We start from the raw sequence: 22430 nt of genomic DNA, 5'->3' as shown, positions 1-22430 counted from the left end.
GCCCTGTGGAGACTGCTACCCCGACAGCAGGTGCTCCAGAGGTGAGGCGTTGAAAAAAAAATACACATTGATGGTTAAATGCCATGACTGATGTTCTCGCAAACTTCCCCCCAAGGTTAGAATGCACGAAATCAGGATGAGCCAATGACCGACCACATGCTCTCGCAAGCCGAATACGACGCCATCACCGATGCCGCTGCGCATTGGTGTATGCGTCTGCACGCCAATGACTGCACCGAGCAAGAGCGCCAGGCGTTCGAGCAATGGCGTGATGCGCATCCGCTCCATGCCTTCGAGTACGAAGCGATGCTGCAGATCTGGGATGTCGCTGGCGACCTGCCCCGTCCCGAGCCCGTCGCGCCGCTGATTCGCACTCACCCCGAAAACCCGTGGCGGCGCCTGGCTATTGCCGCGGCGATATGCGCACTGGCACTGCCTTTGGTCGGTTATGGCGGCTGGCACCTGGGCTGGGTACCGAACGCGTACCAGCACTTCGAAGCGACCGACAATGTTCGCACGGTCACCCTGAAGGACGGCAGCCAGGTGGAACTGAACCTGGGCAGCGAGCTGACCTACAGCAACTACAAGGATCAACGGCAAGTCACGCTGAAAAAAGGCGAAGCCTTCTTCAGTGTCAGCCATGACACCCGTCACCCGTTTGTGGTCAAGGCCGCCGAAGGCCGGATTCGCGTGACCGGTACCCAATTCAACGTCTGGATCTATGAAGACCAGGTCAAGGTCAATCTGATCGAAGGCTCGATACTGGTCAGCAGCAACGCCGACCAGCCCGGTGACGGCTTGCGCCTCGAGCCGGCAATGCAGGCCAGTTATCGCCACGGCGACTTCATTCCCCGCATCAGCCAGACCTATGACAATGACAGTTCGCTGGCCTGGCGCCAGGGCAAACTGGTACTCGACGATCTGGCACTGAGCGATGCACTGCCCTTGATCAATCGCTACCTGGACAAACCGTTGATGGTCGCTGACAACAGCACCGGCTCGATCCATATCGGCGGGATCTACAACATCAAGGAGATCCACGGCCTGGTGAAATCCTTGCCGCGGGTCCTGCCGGTCTACCTGACCCGTAACCAGAACGGCAATCTGGTGGTCAACGCGATTCCGCAAAAAACCCCGAAAAGCTGAAAAGGCCGCCACCCTTGCGGGTACGGCCTTCAGCGTTCATGCAATGCTCCACGACCTTACTGCGCAGTCACCCTTGCATCCTGCTGACGAATCGTCTGCACCTGATAGTTCGGATCGGACAGGATCTGTTGCTCGGTAAAGGGCAGCACGCTCCATTGCTTCCTGGAAAAGGCCTGCGTCTGGTCCCGTGAAAACTTCGAGGCCGGGTCACTGGACAGCGAGAACGCGAGGAGCCCTTTGGCCTGTGGTCCGGTTTCGTCAAAGGTCACCACTTGCAGGTAACTGGTGCCGCTGACCACTTCGCGCTTGCCATCGCTGCGCGGCACGCTCTGGATGGCGTTATAGACGCCCAGCGTCCCCGGTCCGCCGTGGATTGGCGTCTGGTGCCCGCCGCTGCTGACCACCTGGATATCGCCCCAACGGCTGTCCGGCTTGAGACCTGACGCCTTGACCTGTTCAGCCGAAGCCAGCATCGCTGCCCGTAGCGCCTTCGCTACGTCCGGGTGATCGACCGCGAGTCCACGCGGAGTCTGTTGCGGGTCCTGAAGATCGAACGCCACGCGCCATACGTCCGGCACTTGTTCCAAAGACGCCATGACATTCTGGAAATGCACAAAACCCAGACCACTGTCGAGGTTGGCCTTGCGGTCCCATGCCTTGAGGCTGACGCACAGTGGCGTCAGCGTTTTTGCATCGGCACCCAGATCCGCCGCACAGAACTGCAGCAGGTCCGGCATCACTTGATTCGCCTGATAAACCTGATCGTCCATGACCATGTGTTGTAAATCCGCCGCCCCGACCTGGGGCAACGTACTCAATCGCTCCAGGGCAAAACGTGATCGCAGCCCCAATGGCTGGCCATCCTGGCTGATCAGCGGCGAATAGCCGGTCAGCGGTTGCGCCGGGTTGGCCATCCAGGCTGAATCGTTGGCGTGTTGGACAAAATCCTTGCGCAGCAATTGCGGCAACTTGTCCGCCGCATAGATACCCTGTTGTGGCGCCTGCGGGTCGATGTCCCAGGCACAGGCGCTGTTGGAACCGTCAAGGATGATCATTTGCAGGCCGATCCGCGGATCGCTGCACTGCGCCAGCTTGTCGACACCGACGTTGGGCACCACGGAGAGGTTCATGTACAGCGTCTGCCCCTGATCGTCCGCCGCCAGCGTGTTGACCCACGGGATGCCCTGGATCTTGTGCACCGCGGCCTGGAAGTCCTTGAGGTTTTCGGCGCGGTTCATCGCGTACCACTGCTGCAGGACCCGGTCGTTATCCAGATTGGCGTCACGCAGGCTGAAGGCGTACTGATGATCCCAATCCAGTTTTCCCGGCCATTGCACCACCGGACCGAACTTCGAACTGTAGACTTCATGGGCAATCGCCCGGACCTGCCCGTCCGCCTGCCTGACGTTGACGGTCAGGGTCTGCCTGTCCATCGGCAAGGACTGGCCGTCGAGCAGGTACCGGGTCGAATCCTTGGGATCCAGTTGCAGGCGGTACAGCGTGAAGTGTCTGGACGAATCCACGGTGTGGGTCCAGGCCAGATGTTGATTGAAACCGATGTTGATCACCGGCAGGCCGGGCAATGCAGCGCCCATCACGTCCAGCTTGCCGGGAATGGTCAGGTGCATCTGATAAAAACGCATGCCGCCCACCCACGGAAAGTGCGGATTGGCCAGCAACATGCCGCGACCGTTGAAAGAACGCTCGCTGCCGACCGCGACGGCGTTGCTGCCCCGGTCCAGGGCAAAGCGCTGCATGCGCGTCGCGGCCACCTGGAACGCCGGCTGCGCGTTTGCCGCCTGGGCCACGGCTTTGGGTGGCGTGGCACCGGCCAGGGCTTCGGCAAACTGGCCGACGCCACCTTCGACCAACAGGCGCCGGGTCAGCTTGACCAGATCCATTGCCGTGATGTCGCGCACCCAATCGCCCTGGCACTGCGGCGGCAAACCCTGGGCGCGACGTTCGCTCAACGAGCGGTTGTACCCCGCCACATAACCTTCGACCAACTCACGCACTTGCGGGGTCTGGGCCTGCCAGAAACCGGCGACGGCCTGCGGGGTATTCAGCCAGGTGAAGAACACATCGCTGACCAGGTTCTCACGCTCCTCAACGGTGAACTGATCCGGTCCGAAATACCGCGAACGTTCGCCGTTCACCGTGGTGATCTCGTTCGCCAGCAGGCACAGGTTGTCCTGGGCGTAGGCATAGCCGATGCCATAGCCGAGCCCGCGCTCGTTGTCGGCGCGGATGTGCGGCACGCCGAAACTGGTGCGGCGGATGTCCGCGCTCGCTTGCGCAGGCGTACCGCTCGCGCTCACCGCAAGGCTCAGCCCCAGGCTCAACCCCAGAGTCACACCCGCCAGGCTCAACCTGGCTAACTGGCTGGAAATAATCACGCTCGCTCCTGATCGAAAAAACGATGGCTACAGCTACGCATACCCACGCGCACCGTGCCTCCCTGTAGGGACGAAGCTCACATCAAAAATTTAGGTTCTTCACGCAATCCCGGGGGAACACATATAACGAAATATCGGTAGGAGCTGCCGAAGGCTCGGGCCGCGTTCGGACGATCTTTTGATCTTGCTTTTGCGATCTGGAGATTGCTGAAGATCAAGATCAAAAGATCGCAGCCTTCGGCAGCTCCTACAGGGGAGCGCGTGCACCACCAAACAACGAGGTCGAGCGCAGCTCCTACAGGTATCGGTGTTCCCCGGGATTGCGTGAAGAACCAAAATTTAGGGTTTTACCGCCCATCGGCGCGTGGACTGACAGGTTGATCACACGGTGGCGACAAATTTTCTACATTCGAGCCTTCATGATTTGCACTGCTCATGCGTCTAGTCTTGCAAGAGCGCCCACTTTTTCCTGATCAGGCTCTGAAAAGGAGTTTTGCAATGTACAACTCGCAACTGCCAACGGACGGTAGCAATGCGCCAAAGGGTACTTCCATGGGAGTCGGCGTATTCGAGCCGCGTACCGATCGCCACCGCAACGAGCGGATCAGGATCCTGCTCAAAAGCTTTGGCCTGCGCACCAGCCTGATCCGCCTGAAAGTCATCGATGCCCTGCTGACGGCCGCCGAAAGCGACCGCAGCCTTGGCGTGCGCGGCGTGCACAGCCAATTGCTGGAGCTGGACATTCCCTTGTCGTTTCTAAGCGTGCGTGAAGTGCTCAAGCGCTTGTGCAGCGAGGGCGTGATTGTCCTCAACCCCGACAAAAGCTACAGCCTGCATCCCCAGGCTGCTGCCATTCTGCGCAACCAATGATCGAATGATCAGGGCTTGACCTTGCGGCGCATCACGCCATTGACGACCACCACGATCACCGCCACGCCTATGGCGATGTACTGGAACATTTTTTCACTGATGACGCCGGTGTTCTGCAACCAGGAAAGGCCAAACATGATCCCCAGCACCACCAGGGAGATCAGAATCGAGTATTTCAAACGTTGCGACTGAGTCATTGCAGGTTCCTGAATCTGAAAATGTATCCGGTTTGTATCGATACGCATGCCAAGTGCCTACCCTGTTTCGGGGATAAACAACTACGAGCGGGGGTCTCATGTTACAGCCGATGAAGAGTTTTGGCTTCATAACGGCGATAACCATGAGGACTTTCACATGTTGCGACGAATCACATTGCTGATGCCTCTGCTGGCCATCCTGACCTTGAGCGGTTGCATTGTTTACCCCTACGGGGGCTGGCACCACCATCACCACTACGACCATCGCGGACCGGGTTACTACCAACATCGTTAACAGCTATTCAATGTCCTGAATCCTTTCGATAGAAGTCATTGCCGGGCTGGGCACACAACTCAACCAGCCAATCGACAAACACACGCACACGCCGGGATAACTGGCGGTGCGGCGGATAAAGCGCCGTCATCGGCATGCCCGGTGGCGGCACTTCCCCAAGCACTTCACGCAATCGCCCCTCCTGCAGTTGCCGCGCCACGTGATAGTACGGCGTCTGCACCAGGCCATACCCCGCCTCGCACGCTGCCAGATAACCATCGGCACTGTTGACCGCCACCTGCTTGGGCAGATCGACCGACTGCACCTGGCCATCCACGACAAACTCCAGCCCATAGCGTTTTGCGTTGCTGGAGATGTACTCGACCATCCGGTGCCCGTCCAGGTCGTCCAAGGTATGGGGCGTTCCGTGCCGCTGCAGATAGTCAGGACTGGCACAGGTCACCTGATCCATCATCACCAGCGGCCGTGCGACCAACGAATCGTCCAGCGGCGAGCCTCCGCGCAACACACAATCGACACCTTCGCGAATCAGGTCCACCGGCCGGTCATTCAAACCTATTTCCAGCTCGATCAAGGGATAACGGGCCGTGAATTGCGGCAGCGCCGGAATCACCACCAGACGCCCCACTCCCGCCGGCATGTCCACCCGCAACAAGCCCTTGGGATTGTGACGCGCCGCGCTGAACACCGCTTCGGTCTCTTCAAGATCCGCCAGCAAGCGCACGCAACGCGGGTAATAGGCCGCACCGTCGAGCGTCAGGCTGATCTGCCGCGTGGTGCGTTGCAGCAGTTGCACCCCCAGATGTGCCTCCAGTTGCTTGATCAGGATAGTCACCGAGGCCCGGGGCAATTGCAGGCTGTCGGCGGCCCTGGCAAAGCCACCGAGTTCGACGATTCGGGTAAAGACGCGCATGGCGTTGAAACGGTCCATTGCTGGCTCCACCGGCAGATTGTTTAGATTTAACGAATAGTGATAGCCGTTTTAGCCGGTTTATCTTGTTTCTGTCGAGGCGAACAATAGCGACTCACTTCACAGGGAGCTGATTTCATGCACACACGTCAATTGGGAAAAAACGGTCCGCAGGTGTCGGCCATCGGCCTGGGCTGCATGGGCATGACCGACTTCTACACCACCGGCACGGACACCCGCGAAGCCACGGCCACCCTGCATCGCGCGCTGGAACTGGGCGTCAACCTGCTCGATACCGCCGATATGTACGGCCCGCACACCAATGAAGAACTGATTGGCAAGGCCATTGCCGGCAAGCGCGATCAAGTGTTCCTGGCCAGCAAGTTCGGGATCGTCCGCGACCCGGCCAACCCCACCGCCCGGGGCGTCAACGGTCGGCCGGAATACATTCGCCAGTCCATCGATGGCAGCTTGAAACGCCTCGGCGTGGACACTCTGGACCTGTATTACCAGCACCGAATCGACCCACAGGTGGCTATCGAGGAAACCGTCGGCGCCATGGCCGAACTGGTCAGTGCCGGCAAGGTGCGTTACCTGGGATTGAGCGAGGCATCGGTGGCGACCCTGGAACGGGCACACAAGGTTCATCCGATCAGTGCGTTGCAAAGTGAATATTCATTGTGGAGCCGTGACCAGGAGGAAAACGGTTGCCTGGCGGCCTGCCAGCGCCTTGGCGTCGCCTTTGTGCCTTATAGCCCGTTGGGCCGAGGCTTTCTGACCGGCGCGTTGAAAAGTCCGGATGATTTCGCGGCGGATGACTACCGCCGCTTCAGCCCGCGATTCCAGGGCGAAAACTTCGCGAAAAACCTGCTACTGGTGCAACAGGTACAAGCGCTGGCGGCAGAGAAAGGCGTGACGGCGGGGCAACTGGCGCTGGCGTGGGTGCTGGCCCAGGGTGATTACCTGATTCCGATTCCGGGCACCAAGCAACGTAAATATCTGGAAGAAAACGTGGCTGCTCTGGAGGTGACGCTGAACGCCGAAGAACTGCACGCGCTGGAAGCGATCTTTCCGGCGAATGCCACCGCAGGCCTGCGTTATCCGGAAGAGGTCATGAAACTGCTCGACCGGTAAGGGTCGCCGGCCCGCTCAATGAACCGGGCGGGCCGTAATGCCGATCAGTTAAGCCGAGACACTGAACCCGTGGCGAGGGAGCTTGCTCCCGCTGGACTGCGCAGCAGGCCCATTTGTTGGGGCCGCTGCGCTGCCCGGCGGGAGCAAGCTCCCTCGCCACAGGTTAATCAGCGCTGGTCGATCCCTTAACTGACTGGCATTAGGGCGGGCCGGGCAACACGGCGTCAGGCCTCTTCCGAGAGAACACTGCCGGGCCTCACCATGGGGCCGTTGTTCTTGCCGTAAGTTTCCAGGTTTTGCAGCACGTAGATCGCTTTTTTGAACTCGGGAATCAGGTAGTTGGCGTACTTGTTACCCTTCAGATTGTTGTTCTGGATGTTCTCCAGTTGCGTGGCGAAATATTCCAGCGCATTGAACTTAGCGTCAGGGTCCTTGATACCAAACCGGTCGAACTTGTCACCGGCATTGCTCAGCGTGACCGCCGTCACATCGCTGATCAGGCCACGCTCTTTCAGAAAGACACTGAGACTGCCCATGGATTTGACCGAAATATCAGTAGGATCAAAACCCTTCATCTGCTTGCGCAATTTCATCTTGTCCATCTTGACTGTATCCAGTTCGACTGGATTGTTGCCCACCAGGTCAAGCATCTGCCTGACCTTGACGCTCTGGGGAACAGACTTTGATCTGCTGGCGGTATCTCGAACCAACAAGCCCGCTTTCGCAGTCCAGGCGCCGGTATAACCGATAGTCATTGAAAACTCCTTGCTTGACCAAGTTAGGAGGTCGGGAGTATCGGCCGGAGCACTTGAAGCCACCAAACCTTAATTCGGAGTTTTAACAATTCTCGTACAATTCAGATACATGCTGTAAAACTTATTGTTTATTAGATATTCGCACTTTGAAGAATGGTCCTTCAGACTTTTCTTACATAGCGACTAGTTGGTTTTCATCAACACCGATACTTACCCTCGGCATTTCAACCTGACGTTTTTGTAATGTGCCCCTCATCTGCCTGACAGCGATGATCTACCATCATCTAACAGCGGTTTTTTGTAGCAATTAGAAACACTCCTTGAATGCCCGACCAGTAAAAAGGGTCAAAATGCGTTTTTTTCGCCCGTTAGCCGAGACGAATCCCATGCGAAACCCTCTGCGTCTGATCGCCCTGAGCGCCCTGCTCATGTCCTCCCTGGCCCAGGCCGCCGACCTCATCCCGATCGAGGTGCATCGCGACGCCAACTGTGGCTGCTGCAAAAAATGGATCACTCATCTGCAGGCCAATGGTTTCAAGGTCGAAGACCACGTCGAAGCCAACATGAGTGAGTTCAAGCAACAGCACGGTGTGCCGCCGCGCCTGGCGTCGTGCCACACCGCGTTGATCAACGGCAAATTCGTCGAAGGTCATGTCCCGGCCGACCAGGTCCTGGCCCTGAGCAAGCGCGACGATCTGTTGGGCGTCGCCGCCCCCGGCATGCCCATGGGTTCGCCCGGCATGGAAATGGACGGCATGAGCGATGCCTATCAGGTCATTGGCCTGAAAAAGGATGGCACTGACGTGGTAGTTGCGGATTACCCCGCCCATTGATGTCCGGCGCGTACCTCGGGCTGTTTTTCGCGGCATTCGGTGCCGCCACGCTGCTGCCGCTGCAATCCGAAGCCGTGCTGGTGGGCCTGTTGCTCAGCGATCGGTATTGGCACTGGGCACTGCTGGCAGTGGCAACATTCGGCAACGTTCTTGGGTCACTGCTTAACTGGTGGCTGGGGCGCGGGATCGAGCGGTTCCGCGACCGGCGCTGGTTTCCGGTCGGCCCCCGACACCTGGAAAAAGCCCGGCGGCATTACCAACGCTTTGGCCACTGGTCATTGCTGCTCAGCTGGCTGCCGGTGATCGGCGATCCGCTGACGCTGGTCGCCGGGGTCATGCGCGAACCGCTGGGGCGCTTCCTGCTGATCGTCACCCTGGCCAAAGGCGCCCGCTACGGCGTGCTGGCCATGGCGACTCTGGGCTGGATGGGGTGAACCATCGAGGGTGGCGATTGCCTGTGTTTAATATCGCCCTAATCGAGCCGGTCCAGCATCGGCGGCTATCATATGGAGCTCTCCCATGTCGCGTCCCCTCACCCGCTGGTTACCCGGCCTGCTGCTGACCGCCGCCCTGCCCGCCATAGCCCACGCCGAAGGACCGGCATACGGCCCCCAATTGCAAGGTTTCGACTACCCCTACACCCTCAAGCACTTCGCCCTCGAATCCCAGGGCCAGTCCCTGCAAATGGGTTACATGGACGTCGCCGCCCACGGCAAGGCCAATGGTCGCAGCGTGGTGTTGATGCACGGCAAGAATTTCTGCGGTGCCACCTGGGAGACCTCGATCAAAGCCCTCAGCGACGCCGGCTATCGGGTCATCGCCCCGGACCAGATCGGCTTCTGCACCTCCAGCAAACCGGCGCACTATCAGTACAGCTTCCAGCAACTGGCGACGAACACCCAACAATTGCTCAAGGCCCTGGGCATCCAGAAAGCCACCCTGCTGGGGCACTCCACCGGCGGCATGCTCGCCACCCGCTATGCCTTGCTATACCCCGAACAGGTCGAGCAACTGGCGCTGGTCAACCCCATTGGCCTGGAAGACTGGAAAGCCCTCGGTGTGCCCTATCGCACCGTTGACCAATGGTACGAACGCGAACTCAAACTCAGCGCCGACGGGATCCGCACCTACGAGCGCAACACCTATTACGGTGGCCGCTGGAAGCCGGAATTCGATCGCTGGGTCGACATGCTCGCCGGCCTGAACAAAGGTCCGGGGCATACGCAAGTCGCGTGGAACTCGGCGCTGATCTACGACATGATCTTCACCCAACCGGTGTACTACGAATTCAAGGACCTGAAAGTGCCGACCCTGCTGTTGATCGGAACGTCCGACACCACCGCCATCGGCAGTGACATCGCCCCCCCCGAAGTCAAGGCGAAGCTCGGGCACTACGAGGTCCTCGGCAAACAGGTGGCCAAGCTGATTCCCCAGTCCACGCTGGTCGAATTCCCTGGCATGGGCCACGCGCCACAGATGGAAGAACCGGCAGAATTCCACCAGGCCATGCTCGCCTGGCTGAACAAGACCAACCCCGTGCGTTGAAGAGGAAAGGCTGATGCCCGTGCAGATTGCAGTGCTTGATGATTGGCAGGATGTGGCGCGGGATGTGGTGGACTGGTCGGCGCTGGACTGCGTCGGCCAGGTGAGTTTTCTCCATGACTACCCCACCGATAACCCATCCCTGGCCGAGCGCCTGGCCGGGTTCGAGGTGATCTGCGTGATGCGCGAACGCACCCGTTTCAATGAAGACCTGCTGCGCCGCCTGCCGAAACTCAAACTGCTGGTGACCGGCGGCATGCGCAACGCCGCCCTGGACCTGAAAACCGCCGCTGCGCTGGGCATTCAGGTCTGCGGCACCGACAGCTACAAACACGCCGCACCGGAGCTGACCTGGGCGCTGATCATGGCCGCAACCCGCAACCTGGTGGTCGAAGCCAATGCCCTGCGTGCCGGTCAGTGGCAACAAGGCCTGGGCGGTGACCTGCACGGCAAGACGCTGGCCATCCTCGGCCTGGGCAGCATCGGCCAGCGTGTCGCGCAGTTCGGTCAGGTGTTCGGCATGCGCGTGATCGCCTGGAGTGAAAACCTCACGGCCGAACGTGCGGCGCAAGTCGGTGTGACCCATGTCAGCAAGCAGGAACTGTTCGAACAGGCCGACGTGCTGTCGGTGCACCTGGTGCTCAGCGACCGCAGTCGGGGCCTGGTGGATGCACAGGCGCTTGGCTGGATGAAACCCACGGCGCTGCTGGTGAACACCGCTCGCGGACCGATTGTCGATGAAGCGGCACTGATCAAGGCACTGCAGAAACAACGGCTGGCCGGTGCCGCACTGGACGTCTTCGAGCAGGAGCCGCTCCCTGCGCACCATCCGTTCCGGACCCTGGATAACGTGCTGGCAACCCCCCATATCGGGTACGTGAGCCAACAGAACTACCAGCTGTTTTTCTCGCAAATGATCGAGAATATCCAGGCCTGGGCGGCGGGGGCTCCTATTCGTTTGCTGGCTCGCTCCCACAACGAATAATTTTTCATGCTGCGGTGTTCACATCACATCGACCTTGCATTGCGCCTGACGGGGCGCGACCTGATCTGAAACGCATGAACCTCTGGAGCAAAGCCCATGAATATTCGTGTTGCCGTTCTGATGACCCCGCTGTTGCTGACCGTTGCGTTGTCCGGCTCCCTCGCCCTGGCCAACGGTGGTGGTGGCGGTGACGATATGCCCAGCCGGCCCAACTGCCCGAAAGGTCAGGTGCTGGATACCCGATCGCATCGGTGCGTCAGGCAGACCAGCAACCTGGTGCCGGACGAAGACCGCACCAACTACGCCTGGCAACTGGCCAAGGACGGACGTTACGAAGAAGCCCTGGCCCTGCTCGACACGCTGAAACAGCCAAATACGGCAAAAGCATTGAACTATCGCGGCTACGCCACGCGTAAACTGGGGCGTACCGACGAAGGCATCGGCTATTACCTGCAATCGGTGAAACTCGACCCGCAGTACGCACAAGTCCGCGAATACCTCGGCGAGGCCTATGTGATCAAAGGCCGGCTGGATCTCGCGCAGGAGCAACTGCAGCAGATCAGATCCATCTGCGGCAGCACTCAATGCGAGGAGTACCAGGACCTCGCCGAAGCCATCAACGACTCATCGAAAACCTGAAAACCTGAGCGGACGGAGGTCGCCATCGCCAGCGATCAGACAATACGAACGGAACTGAACCAGCATCTGGCGCGTTTATGGCGCTACGGCCTGCTGTTGTCCCGGCAACGGCATGTCGCCGATGACCTGGTGCAGGCCACCTGTGTGCGGGCGCTGGAGCGGGCCGCGCAATTCGTGGCGGGAACGCGCATGGACCGCTGGCTGCTGAGCATTCTGCATTCGATCTGGCTCAACGAAGTCCGCTCCCAGCGGGTGCGTCAGGGTCAGGGCCAGGTGGATGCCGATGAGGCCTTGTCGTTCGATGGTGAATCCGTGGCCCAGACCCATGTATTGGCGGCACAGGTCATCCGTCGCGTCGATGCGTTGCCCGAGACCCAGCGCGAAACAGTGTTTCTCGCCTACGTCGAAGGCTTGTCCTACCGCGAAGTCGCCGACGTGCTGCAAGTGCCCATCGGCACGGTGATGAGTCGCCTGGCCGCCGCTCGGGCGAAACTGGCCGAATATCCACCATTGCACGCGGTGCCGCACCCTTACCGAGGAGAACATTGATGAGTACGAGAACCTCGGACGAACAACTGGTGGCTTACCTCGACGACCAACTCGATGCCGAGCAGCGCTCGCGCATCGACGCGGCCATCATTGCTGATCCGATGCTCAGCCTGCGCCTGCAATGGCTCGATCGCAGCAGCCTGCCGTTCAAGGACGCCTACGATGAACTGGCCCGACAGGCGCCGGTGGATCGCCTGCAAGCCATGCTCGCGACGCTGCCCTCGCCCGTCCGCCCCGGGCTCAACCGGCGCTGGTTCCTTGCCGCCGCGGCCGCACTGTTGGCCGGCGGCGTGCTGGCGGACCGGCTGTTTCTCGGCTGGCAAGCGAGTCGGCTGACACACAACTGGCGCGGTGAGGTGGCCGATTACATGGCGCTCTACGTGCCGCAAACGCTGGATCATTTACCCGCTGATGAAGCCGCGCAACGGGCACAACTGCGGACCATCGATGAGCGTCTGGGCCTGGACCTCGCGCCGGCAAAACTGAGCCTGCCCCGTGCCGAGTTCAAGCGCGCGCAAATCCTCGAGTACGACGGTGTGCCCATCGCCCAGATCACCTACCTCGATCCGGAGCACGGCCCCATGGCGCTGTGCGTCACCCGCTCCAACAGCGGCAGCCGCCATTTCGCCCGGGAACAGCGGCGCGAGATGAACATCGTGTATTGGGCCGACATGGAACACGCCTGGATGCTCATCGGGCATCAGCCGATGGCGGATCTGGAGGAGATGGCGAAGCTGTTGCGCAGTCGTTTGAGCGCTTGAAGCACAGACAATGGCTTGCGAGATCGAAAAAGACCCCGCAAGCCATCACGTTGTCCAGACATCGACGCCCACCCGCTCAAGGTCGTGTGCGCTCAGCAGCTCTCCGTCTGCCCCCTTCGTCATCGTATATTTCACTGCATCGCCAACCAGAAAACAGGCGCGACCCTCTGCGGTGATGTTGGGTCCGATCCTGATCGCCAATCTGCTATAGCCGCCATCGGGCAGGACCATCGCGAATTTTGTCGACACACTCTCGACTTTGACATCCCGGATTGCACTGATCGTGCCTCGCCCGCTGACTCTTATTGTTGGCGCGCTCATTCTTTTCCTCCAGCCTGCCGCCTTCTCTTGAGGTCGCAGACCAATGAAACGCGCAAGCGCAGCGTCTTGCTACTGTCAAAGTTGACAGAAGAAGCTGCCGCTTGTCGTAATCAGGCCGAAGCCGGCAACCACAAGCGAAACCGCGCCCCGCCCAGCGGCGAGGCTTGCACCGTCAGCGTGCCGCCCTGGGCCTCCAGCGCGCGGCGGCTGATCGCCAGCCCCAGTCCGAAACCACCCGTGGCGCGGTCGCGGCTGCGGTCGAGGCGGTAGAACGGTTCGAAAATCCGCTCACGCTCGTCATCCGGAATGCCAATGCCGTCATCGTCGACCCAGATCTCACAACCGCCGACATACACCTGAACACCGATCTGGATACGCTTCTCGCAGTAGCGCATGGCGTTGCGCAGCAGGTTTTGCAGGGCGCGAGCGGTCAGGCGCGGGTCCAGGCTGAAGCGTTCGAGCTGGCCGTGGAGCAGCACGTCGATGACGATTTCCGGGGATTCCAGCTCTTCGTCGACGCTACCAAGGATGCTGTCGATGAACTCATCCAGCGACACCTCGACCTGCTCCGGCAACTGCCCCGGGTTTTGCAGGCGACTGTAGGACAGCAACTCCAGCACCAGTTCATCGAGTTCCCGAATGTGCGCCACCAGGCTTTGCAGGCGCTCGCGGCTGGCCGCCGGCAAGTCGTCGGACAGCGCCAGCGCCAGGCCGAAGTCCAGGCGCGTCAGCGGGGTGCGCAACTCGTGGGACACCGCATTGAGCAAATCCCGTTGCTGGTTGAGCAGGTTCTCGATGTCGCCGGCCATGGTGTCGAAAACGCTGGCCAGGCTGCCGATGTTGGAACTCGGGGAAATTTGCGTGCGCTCGCTCAAGTGGCCCTTGCCAAAGCGTTCGGCCGCGCCCTTGAGACGTTCCAGATCACGCCAGTGCGGGCGCAGCCACAGCAACAGACACGCGAGCATGGTCGCGCCGATCAGCACGTTGATGCTCCAGTACAACAGGTTGACGTCCAGCGGATCGGGTGGCACGACCATTTGCACCACGGTGCGCTCATTCAGCGGTGCGACCGCCAGCGTGCGCCAGCCCCAGTCGCCGACGCGCACGACGTTCTCGCCGCGGCGCAAGCGCTGCTGTTCATCAGGCGTCAGGCTGCTGTCGTCATTGCCACTGAGCACGATGTGCAGTGGATTGAAGTCCTTGTCCATTTCAGCCGCCAGGGCCGGCCACTGCCCGGCCGGGGCTGCGTGAAACTGTTTGACGATCAGCGTTTGCAATCCGCGGGAGTAATCGAGGTTGTAGGTGACAAAGCGCTCGTGGAACACCTTGACCACCAGATCCGGCACCAGATAGATCGCCGCGCTGAACGAGACGATGGTCACCAGGTACAAACGAAAGAGGATTCTGAACATCGGCTCAGCATTCCCACTCGGAACGACTGAACAGGTAACCCTTGCCCCACACGGTCTTGATCTTGCGCGCCTCGCCCGCGTGGTCGTCGAATTTGCGCCGCAGCTTGGAAATCGCCACGTCCACCGAACGGTCGGTGCCGTTGAACTCGATGCCGCGCAGGCGTTGCAGGATCTGGTCGCGGCTCAACACCTCACCGGCATGCCGGGCCAGCACCACCAGCAGGTTGTACTCACCGCTGGACAGGTCCACCAATTGCTCGCGCCAGGTCACGGTGCGTTCGGACAAATCGATGCACAGGTTGCCCATCAGAATGCGGTCGTTGGCGGTCTGCGGCTCGCTGAGGCTGCTGCGGCGCAACAAGGTCCGCACCCGGGCCAGCAGCACCCGCGGCTCGCAGGGTTTGGTCACGTAGTCGTCGGCACCCATTTCCAGGCCCAGGACCTGGTCGTGGCTGTCGTCGCGGGCGGTGAGCATCAGGATCGGCAGGGTCGCCGAATCGGCGCGCAGCAGGCGACAGACTTGCAAGCCGTCGAGGCCGGGCAGCATCAGGTCGAGGATCACCAGGTCCGGCGGATTGAGCCGCGCACGTTCGCGCACATGGTCACCACGACCGATCACGCTGACGGAATAACCGTTGCGTTCCAGGTAGCTGGCAATCAGTTCGGCGAGGGCGGTGTCGTCTTCGACCAGGAGGATGTTGGGCATGGGGTGTTTCCAGAAAGAGCTGTGGCGCCGGATAAACCCTTTTCGCGAGCAGGCTCGCTCCTACAGGTGACCGCATTTCAACTGTAGGAGCGAGCCTGCTCGCGATAGCTATCTATCAGGCGCAATAGAAATCAAGGACTGAAGGATATACGCCCTCACTCGTCCCTGAGTAAAACCCTTACACAATTTCACACAGCACCAACAAAGCTTCACCGCTACCCTCGCCTTCGCCCAGTAGGATGCTGGGGTCTTTATTGGGGTATTACATGTCGAAGAATCTGCTTGCCAGGCTCAGTCTGATTGCTCTGGCGTTGACACTGGGTGCGTGTGACAAGTCCACGAATGCCGAGGAACAGGCGCCGCTGGCCACGGTGCGCATCGAGACCATCGTAGCGCGGCCACTGACCATCAGCAGTGAACTGAGCGGACGGATTGCTGCGCCGCGCATGGCCGAAGTGCGTGCCCGCGTGGCCGGCGTGGTCTTGCAGCGGACCTTCCGTGAAGGCAGTGACGTGAAACAGGGCGATGTGTTGTTCCGCATCGACCCGGCGCCGTTCAAGGCTGATCTGGACAGCGCTGAAGCGGCATTGCGCAAGGCCGAGGCCAATGCGTTCCAGGCCAGATTGCAGGAACAGCGCTACGCCCAGTTGATCGACGAAAAGGCCATCAGCGGCCAGGACTACGACAACGCCCGGGCCAACGCCCGGCAGACCGCCGCCGACGTCGCCGCCAACAAGGCGGCGGTGGAGCGCGCCCGGTTGAACCTCGGTTATGCCACAGTCACGGCGCCGATTTCCGGGCGTATCGGTCGCGCGCTGGTCACCGAAGGCGCGCTGGTCGGGCAGAACGAAACCACGCCGCTGGCGCTGATTCAGCAACTGAACCCGATTCACGCCGACCTCACCCAGTCCACCCGAGAACTCAACGAGCTGCGCCGCGCCTTCCGTTCCGGCCAGTTGCAGCAGGTCGGCCAGGACCAGGCCAAGGCCACGCTGATTCAGGATGACGGCAGCCTCTACCCGCTGCCGGGCAAAATGCTGTTCAGCGACATCACCGTCGACCCGGGCACCGGCCAGATCATTCTGCGCAGTGAGTTCCCCAACCCCGACCTTGACTTGCTGCCCGGCAGTTTCGTGCGCGTACGACTGGAACAAGCGGTCAACCAGCAGGGCATCAGCGTGCCGCAACGGGCGATCCAGCGCGACAGCGCCGGCATCGCCCAGGTGCTGTTGCTCGACGGCGAACAGCGGGTCGGCCAGCAACCGGTCGAACTGGGCGCCGTGCAGAACGATCGCTGGATCGTCACCAGCGGCCTGAAAGCAGGCGACCGCATCGTCATCGAGGGTCTGCAGCACGCTCGCGTCGGCGAGAAAGTGCAGATCGACGACACCCCTCTTCCACTTGCCCAGGTGACTGGTCAGTAAGCAGGACGCTTTTTTATGCCGCAGTTCTTTATCGACCGCCCGGTGTTCGCCTGGGTGGTTGCCCTGTTCATCCTGCTGGCCGGTGCGCTGGCCATTCCACAACTGCCAGTGGCGCAATACCCGAATGTTGCGCCGCCACAAGTCGAAATTTACGCCGTGTACCCGGGCGCTTCGGCGCAAACCGTGGACGAGAGCGTGGTCAGCCTGATCGAGGAAGAGCTCAACGGCGCCGATCACCTGTTGTATTTCGAATCCCAGAGCAGCCTCGGCAGCGCGACCATCAAGGCCACCTTCCAGCCGGGCACCAACCCGGAATTGGCTCAGGTCGATGTGCAGAACCGCCTGAAAGCCGTGGAGTCACGCCTGCCCCAAGCGGTGATCCAGCAAGGTTTGCAGGTGGAGAAAGTCTCCTCCGGTTTCCTGCTGTTGATCAGCCTCACCTCCAGCGACGGCAAACTCGACGACGTAGCGCTCAGCGATTACCTGGCGCGCAATGTGATGAACGAAATCAAGCGCCTGGACGGCGTCGGCAAGGCACAGTTGTACGGCGCCGAGCGGGCGATGCGGATCTGGATCGACCCGCAGAAGCTGCTCGCCTTCAACCTGACACCGGCGGACGTCAATGCTGCCATCGTCGCGCAAAATGCCCAGGTGTCGGCCGGCAGCATCGGCGATCTGCCGACCCGCACCACTCAGGAAATCACCGCAACCATTCTGGTCAAGGGTCAGCTGTCGGCCCCCGAAGAGTTTGCCGATATCGTCCTCAAGGCCAATCCGGACGGTTCTACCGTGCGCATCAGCGACGTGGCGCGGGTCGAGATCGGTAGCCAGGAATATCAGTTTTCCACGCGCCTGAACGGCAAGCCATCCACCGCCGTCGCCGTGCAGTTGTCGCCCGGTGCCAACGCCCTGAACACCGCGACCCTGGTGCGGGCGAAGATGGATGAGCTGTCGCGCTTCTTCCCGGCGAACGTCGAATACAAGATCCCGTACGACACCTCGCCCTTCGTCAAAGTCTCGATCACCAAGGTCGTCTACACCCTCGGCGAGGCGATGTTGCTGGTGTTCGCGGTGATGTTCCTGTTCCTGCAAAACATCCGCTACACACTGATTCCGACGTTGGTAGTGCCGGTGGCGCTGATGGGCACCTTTGCAACGATGCTGGCGCTGGGGTTTTCGATCAACGTGCTGACCATGTTCGGCATGGTGCTGGCCATCGGCATTCTGGTGGACGACGCCATCGTGGTGGTGGAGAACGTCGAGCGGATCATGGCCACCGAGGGCTTGTCGCCCAAGGAAGCCACGCGCAAGGCCATGCGGCAGATCACCGGGGCCATCATCGGCATCACCCTGGTGCTGGTCGCGGTGTTCATTCCGATGGCGTTCATGCAGGGCTCGGTCGGGGTGATCTACCAGCAGTTCTCGCTGTCGATGGCCACGTCCATCCTGTTCTCGGCGTTCCTCGCCCTGACCTTGACCCCGGCCCTGTGCGCGACGTTGCTCAAGCCGATTGCCAAGGGCGAACACCACGAAAAGACTGGCTTCTTTGGCTGGTTCAACCGTCGCTTCGAGCAACTGACCGAACGCTATCAAGGCTGGGTTGCCTATGCACTGAAACGCAGCGGGCGTTTCCTGCTGATCTACGGTGTGTTGCTGGTGGGTCTGGCCGTGTGCTTCAGTCGCCTGCCCTCCTCGTTCCTGCCGGTGGAAGACCAGGGTTACACCATTACCGACATTCAATTGCCACCGGGTGCGAGCAAGAACCGCACAGTGCAGGTGGCCGAGCAGGTTGAAGCGCACAACGCCGGGGAGCCGGGCGTTCGTGACAGCGTGGTGATTCTCGGATTCAGCTTCTCCGGCAGCGGGCAGAATGCGGCGCTGGCGTTCAGCACGCTCAAAGACTGGTCCGAGCGTGGCAGCGACGATTCGGCCAGCTCGATTGCCGACCGGGCCAACGTTGCCCTCAGCCAGATCAAGGACGCGGTGACATTTGCCGTACTGCCACCGCCCGTGGATGGCCTGGGTACCTCCAGCGGATTCGAATTTCGCCTGCAGGATCGCGGCGGCCTCGGCCATGAGAAGTTGATGGAGGCTCGCACCGACCTGCTCGCGGCGGCCGAAAAAAGCCCGATCCTGATGAACGTGCGCGAAAGCGCCCTGGCCGAGGCACCGCAGGTGCAACTGATCGTCGACCGCAAGCAGGCCAACGCGCTGGGTGTGTCCTTTGCCGACGTCGGCAACGTGCTGTCCACGGCCGTGGGCTCGGCCTACATCAACGACTTTCCCAATCAGGGGCGGATGCAGCGCGTCGTGGTGCAGGCCGAGGGCGACCAGCGCAGTCAGGTGGCTGACCTGCTGAAGATTCACGTGCGTAACACCCACGACAAAATGGTGCCGTTGTCGGCCTTCGTGCAGGCCAGGTGGACTCAGGGCCCGGCGCAGTTGACCCGCTACAACGGCTACCCGGCAATCAGCATTTCCGGTGAACCGACGCCGGGCCACAGCACCGGCGAGGCCATGGCCGAGATCGAGCGGCTGGTGGCGCAAGGTCCGGCAGGCCTGGGCCAGGAATGGACCGGGTTGTCGTTGCAGGAACGATTGTCCGGCAGCCAGGCACCGATCCTGCTGGGGTTGTCGCTGTTGATCGTGTTCCTGTGCCTGGCGGCGTTGTACGAGAGCTGGTCGATCCCCACCTCGGTGCTGCTGGTGGTGCCGCTGGGTGTGCTCGGCGCGGTGCTGGCGGTGACCTTGCGCGGGATGCCCAACGATGTGTTCTTCAAGGTCGGGCTGATCACCATCATCGGCCTGTCGGCAAAGAACGCGATCCTGATCATCGAGTTCGCCAAGAGCCTGTACGACGAAGGCCACGACCTGATCGATGCGACCTTGCAAGCGGCACGCCTGCGGTTGCGGCCGATTGTCATGACCTCGCTGGCGTTCATTCTTGGCGTGGTGCCGCTGGCGATTGCCACTGGCGCCAGTTCCGCGAGCCAGCAGGCCATCGGCACCGGGGTGATCGGCGGGATGATCACCGCGACCTTGGCCGTGGTGTTCGTGCCGGTGTTTTTTGTGGTGGTGATGAAGCTGGTGCGCAAGCGCTAACCCACACACCACCCTGTAGGAGCGAGCTTGCTCGCGATGGTCGTTAACGATAACGCGTGTCTGCTGGATAAACGCGGTGCCTGGGAGTCCATCGCGAGCAAGCTCGCTCCTACAGGGGGGCTTCATTGATTTCAAGAATGTGGTCACCTGGGCTAAGGTGTTTGCAATGCCCCGAACCAACGAGCCTCCATGATCTTCCTCGCACGCACCCACCCTCGCCTGTCCGCCGCCATCCTGTTGGGCATCGCGGTGGGCATTCTGGCTCCGGCCGATTCGCCGATCAGCAAGATCCTCATTGGCTGGAATGCCGGCGTCTGGATCTACCTGTTGCTGATGTTCTGGCTCACCGTGCGTTCGAAAGCGACTGACGTAAAACGCATCGCCGAAATCGAGGACGAAAACGCCGGGCTGGTGCTGGCGCTGGTGTGCATTGCGGCACTGGCCAGCCTGGCGACCATCACCTTCGAACTGGCCGGCAGCAAAGACCTGGAAACCACCCGCAAACTGATGCGTTACGGTTTCACCGCGCTGACCGTCATCGGCTCATGGCTGCTGATCGGCGTCATCTTCAGCCTGCATTACGCGCGGCTGTATTACATCTGGAATGGCAAGGAGCCGGCGCTGCGCTTTGCCGAAGGCCTGACGACGCCCGACTACTGGGACTTTTTGTACTTCTCGTTCACCATCGGCGTGGCCGTGCAGACTTCGGATGTCGGCGTGGCCACGCCAGGCATGCGCAAGATCGTGCTGGCGCAGTCGCTGATCGGCTTTTTGTTCAACACCGCCATTCTCGGGTTCTCGATCAACATCGCGGCCGGCCTGTTCGGTTGATGACTGCACAAACGTTCTAGGCATGGCCCTCGGTCAAGGCGTTAAATAGCCCGGCAAACCGATTCGCAGGTACCCCATGAGCGCTCACAACTGGATCGACCTGGCCCGGGATGCCGACACCGGCATCGAGACCCTGCGCGCGCATTTCGAAGGTCACGCCTATGACCCGCACTGGCACGACAGTTATCTGGTGGGCGTCACCGAGCAAGGAGTCCAGCAATTCAATTGCCGACGGGCCAGGCACCAGAGCACGCCGGGCAAGGTGTTTCTGCTGGAACCCGGTGACATCCATGACGGTGAAGCGCCGACCGCCGACGGTTTCACCTACCGCATGCTGTACCTCGACCCGCAGTGGTTGCAACGCGAACTCAGCGCCGTGTTCGATCATGCCCCCGACAACAGCCAGCTGAGCTTCGCCGCCACCCTGGCCTGCGATGCGCGTCTGGCCCAGGCCACCAGCCTGGCGTTTGAAACCCTGCATCGCGGTGAACTGAAGATCGTCCGCCAGACCGCCCTCGACGGTTTGCTCGAGCGCCTCACCAGCCACTTGCACTGGCGCGCCCGCGATGGCCAGGACCCGCGTCTGCCGCAGGTGGCACACAAAGCCCGGGAATACCTGCATGCCAACGCGCAATACGACATCGGCCTCGATCAACTGGCCGCCGTCACAGGTGTCGATCGCTTTCGCCTGACCCGCGCGTTCAAGGCTGCCTATGGCATGGCACCCCACGCGTATCTGGTACAACTGCGCCTGGCAACCGCCCGCCGCCTGCTGGTCCGTGGCGATCAACCGGCGGCGGTGGCAATGGCACTGGGCTTTGCCGATCAGAGCCATCTGGGGCGCTGGTTCATGCGCGCCTATGGCCTGACGCCGGCGCTGTACCGCAAGCGCTGCTCAAATCTTCCAGACAGATAAGCCCGGGATTGTGAAGATCGACTTCACTGATCTTCACCGGAGTTAGCCCGCGATGCTGCCCTCATTCCCGACTTTGTTGCCTTTCCTGCTGTTTGCCTTTGTAGCCTCGATCACCCCCGGCCCGACCAATATTCTGGTGCTGAGCAACAGCGCTCGATACGGGTGGGTCGCGGCTGTGCCGATCATCGTCGGCGCCTGTGCCAGTGCTGCGACCCTCGTATTGCTGGTGGGCACGGGCATCGGTTCATCATTGACCGCGTGGCCCGCCGTGCAAGGTGCCATGCAATGGGCCGGCGTGGCGTGGCTGAGCTATCTGGCCTGGCAGATTTTCAATGCCCCGGCGACAGACATTGCCGCGCGCGACAACGAAGCGCGCCTGGGATGGATGGGTGCCGCCAGCCTGCAACTGGTCAACCCGAAAACCTGGATGATGGCGCTGGCGGTGGTCAGCGTATTCGCCGGGGATGGCGAGCATCGCGCAGTGCAGGTGATGTATTTGTCGCTGGGGTTTTTTCTGGTTTCCCTGCCATGTCTCGCGGCCTGGGCGGCGCTCGGTGCCGGTTCAAGCCGCTGGTTGCGCTCACCCCGTGCCATGCAACGCTTGAACCGCTGCATGGGCCTGTTATTGCTGGGTTCTGCGTGGTTGAGCGTGTTGGCCTGAGCGCCGCTTGTCGGTCATTGTTCGACAATCAACCATTCGGGGCTT

The 22430-nt window shown here is 61.0% G+C and carries 23 protein-coding genes; 16 read left to right on the top strand and 7 right to left on the bottom strand.

Going from position 1 to position 22430, the window contains the following annotated elements; genetic code table 11:
• Positions 1–144 precede the first annotated feature (144 nt).
• Entirely contained in the window at positions 145–1146 is a 1002-nt protein-coding gene (locus C8K63_RS15335; protein ID WP_108217471.1) for a FecR family protein, read from the top strand.
• A 56-nt stretch (positions 1147–1202) separates the two neighbouring features.
• On the opposite strand, the gene C8K63_RS15330 is transcribed toward C8K63_RS15335, so the two are convergent.
• The gene (locus tag C8K63_RS15330) at positions 1203–3542 is read right to left on the bottom strand and encodes an acylase (RefSeq protein WP_108217470.1); all 2340 of its coding nucleotides are present in this window, start codon (positions 3540–3542) and stop codon (positions 1203–1205) included.
• 498 nt (positions 3543–4040) lie between these two features.
• Here C8K63_RS15330 and C8K63_RS15325 point away from each other — a divergent pair, with 498 nt between their 5' ends.
• Positions 4041–4412, top strand: a complete 372-nt coding sequence (locus tag C8K63_RS15325; protein ID WP_108217469.1) for a fe2+ zn2+ uptake regulation protein — start codon at positions 4041–4043, stop codon at positions 4410–4412.
• Positions 4413–4420: 8 nt separating this feature from the next.
• Here C8K63_RS15325 and C8K63_RS15320 read toward each other — a convergent pair whose 3' ends face one another.
• Positions 4421–4609 (bottom strand): hypothetical protein, encoded by a 189-nt coding sequence (locus C8K63_RS15320; RefSeq protein ID WP_007983579.1) that lies wholly within the window; start codon positions 4607–4609, stop codon positions 4421–4423.
• A gap of 157 nt (positions 4610–4766) precedes the next feature.
• Here C8K63_RS15320 and C8K63_RS30480 point away from each other — a divergent pair, with 157 nt between their 5' ends.
• Positions 4767–4904: a hypothetical protein gene (locus tag C8K63_RS30480; RefSeq protein ID WP_178086788.1), complete on the top strand. Its 138-nt coding sequence runs from the start codon at positions 4767–4769 to the stop codon at positions 4902–4904.
• A 7-nt stretch (positions 4905–4911) separates the two neighbouring features.
• Here the strand turns inward: C8K63_RS30480 and C8K63_RS15315 are convergent, their stop codons facing one another.
• The gene (locus tag C8K63_RS15315) at positions 4912–5835 is read right to left on the bottom strand and encodes a LysR family transcriptional regulator (RefSeq protein WP_108217468.1); all 924 of its coding nucleotides are present in this window, start codon (positions 5833–5835) and stop codon (positions 4912–4914) included.
• 117 nt (positions 5836–5952) lie between these two features.
• Here C8K63_RS15315 and C8K63_RS15310 point away from each other — a divergent pair, with 117 nt between their 5' ends.
• Entirely contained in the window at positions 5953–6948 is a 996-nt protein-coding gene (locus C8K63_RS15310) for an aldo/keto reductase (protein WP_108217467.1), read from the top strand.
• Positions 6949–7172: 224 nt separating this feature from the next.
• On the opposite strand, the gene C8K63_RS15305 is transcribed toward C8K63_RS15310, so the two are convergent.
• Positions 7173–7703 carry a hypothetical protein gene (locus tag C8K63_RS15305; protein WP_108217466.1) on the bottom strand — a complete coding sequence of 177 codons (531 nt, stop codon included), beginning with the start codon at positions 7701–7703 and terminating at the stop codon, positions 7173–7175.
• Between the two features lie 386 nt (positions 7704–8089).
• Here C8K63_RS15305 and C8K63_RS15300 point away from each other — a divergent pair, with 386 nt between their 5' ends.
• From C8K63_RS15300 to C8K63_RS15270, 7 genes are all read left to right on the top strand, one after another.
• The gene (locus C8K63_RS15300) at positions 8090–8536 is read left to right on the top strand and encodes a DUF411 domain-containing protein (RefSeq protein ID WP_108217465.1); all 447 of its coding nucleotides are present in this window, start codon (positions 8090–8092) and stop codon (positions 8534–8536) included.
• The gene (locus tag C8K63_RS15295; RefSeq protein WP_108217464.1) at positions 8536–8970 is read left to right on the top strand and encodes a YqaA family protein; all 435 of its coding nucleotides are present in this window, start codon (positions 8536–8538) and stop codon (positions 8968–8970) included. The genes C8K63_RS15300 and C8K63_RS15295 overlap by 1 nt, the downstream gene beginning before the upstream one ends.
• An 85-nt stretch (positions 8971–9055) precedes the next feature.
• The gene (locus C8K63_RS15290; protein WP_108217463.1) at positions 9056–10081 is read left to right on the top strand and encodes an alpha/beta fold hydrolase; all 1026 of its coding nucleotides are present in this window, start codon (positions 9056–9058) and stop codon (positions 10079–10081) included.
• Positions 10082–10094: 13 nt separating this feature from the next.
• Positions 10095–11063, top strand: a complete 969-nt coding sequence (locus C8K63_RS15285) for a D-2-hydroxyacid dehydrogenase family protein (protein ID WP_108217462.1) — start codon at positions 10095–10097, stop codon at positions 11061–11063.
• Positions 11064–11159: 96 nt separating this feature from the next.
• Positions 11160–11702, top strand: a complete 543-nt coding sequence (locus C8K63_RS15280) for a tetratricopeptide repeat protein (protein ID WP_108217461.1) — start codon at positions 11160–11162, stop codon at positions 11700–11702.
• A gap of 66 nt (positions 11703–11768) precedes the next feature.
• Complete coding sequence (locus C8K63_RS15275; RefSeq protein ID WP_108217460.1) at positions 11769–12251, top strand: sigma-70 family RNA polymerase sigma factor; 483 nt, start codon at positions 11769–11771, stop codon at positions 12249–12251.
• The gene (locus C8K63_RS15270; protein ID WP_108217459.1) at positions 12251–13012 is read left to right on the top strand and encodes an anti-sigma factor; all 762 of its coding nucleotides are present in this window, start codon (positions 12251–12253) and stop codon (positions 13010–13012) included. Before C8K63_RS15275 ends, C8K63_RS15270 begins: the two co-directional genes overlap by 1 nt.
• 45 nt (positions 13013–13057) lie before the next feature.
• Here the strand turns inward: C8K63_RS15270 and C8K63_RS15265 are convergent, their stop codons facing one another.
• From C8K63_RS15265 to C8K63_RS15255, 3 genes are all read right to left on the bottom strand, one after another.
• Entirely contained in the window at positions 13058–13333 is a 276-nt protein-coding gene (locus C8K63_RS15265) for a hypothetical protein (protein ID WP_108217458.1), read from the bottom strand.
• Between the two features lie 110 nt (positions 13334–13443).
• Positions 13444–14745, bottom strand: coding sequence for an ATP-binding protein (locus C8K63_RS15260; protein ID WP_108217457.1), 1302 nt, complete (start codon positions 14743–14745; stop codon positions 13444–13446).
• Between the two features lie 4 nt (positions 14746–14749).
• Positions 14750–15451 carry a response regulator transcription factor gene (locus C8K63_RS15255; RefSeq protein WP_007970971.1) on the bottom strand — a complete coding sequence of 234 codons (702 nt, stop codon included), beginning with the start codon at positions 15449–15451 and terminating at the stop codon, positions 14750–14752.
• Positions 15452–15717: 266 nt separating this feature from the next.
• Here C8K63_RS15255 and C8K63_RS15250 point away from each other — a divergent pair, with 266 nt between their 5' ends.
• From C8K63_RS15250 to C8K63_RS15230, 5 genes are all read left to right on the top strand, one after another.
• Complete coding sequence (locus C8K63_RS15250; protein ID WP_108217456.1) at positions 15718–16875, top strand: efflux RND transporter periplasmic adaptor subunit; 1158 nt, start codon at positions 15718–15720, stop codon at positions 16873–16875.
• A gap of 15 nt (positions 16876–16890) precedes the next feature.
• The gene (locus C8K63_RS15245; protein ID WP_108217455.1) at positions 16891–19977 is read left to right on the top strand and encodes an efflux RND transporter permease subunit; all 3087 of its coding nucleotides are present in this window, start codon (positions 16891–16893) and stop codon (positions 19975–19977) included.
• 189 nt (positions 19978–20166) lie between these two features.
• Positions 20167–20808: a DUF1345 domain-containing protein gene (locus C8K63_RS15240; RefSeq protein ID WP_108217454.1), complete on the top strand. Its 642-nt coding sequence runs from the start codon at positions 20167–20169 to the stop codon at positions 20806–20808.
• Positions 20809–20884: 76 nt separating this feature from the next.
• Positions 20885–21724, top strand: a complete 840-nt coding sequence (locus C8K63_RS15235) for an AraC family transcriptional regulator (protein WP_108217453.1) — start codon at positions 20885–20887, stop codon at positions 21722–21724.
• Between the two features lie 52 nt (positions 21725–21776).
• Positions 21777–22385 carry a LysE family translocator gene (locus tag C8K63_RS15230; protein WP_108217452.1) on the top strand — a complete coding sequence of 203 codons (609 nt, stop codon included), beginning with the start codon at positions 21777–21779 and terminating at the stop codon, positions 22383–22385.
• The last annotated feature ends 45 nt before the right edge of the window (positions 22386–22430 follow it).

The sequence above is a fragment of the Pseudomonas sp. GV085 genome, from assembly GCF_003050925.1.
In the GTDB taxonomy this organism is placed as follows: domain Bacteria; phylum Pseudomonadota; class Gammaproteobacteria; order Pseudomonadales; family Pseudomonadaceae; genus Aquipseudomonas.
The sequence above is the reverse complement of the archived record's forward strand: the minus strand, read 5'-3'. Positions and strand labels throughout refer to the sequence as shown.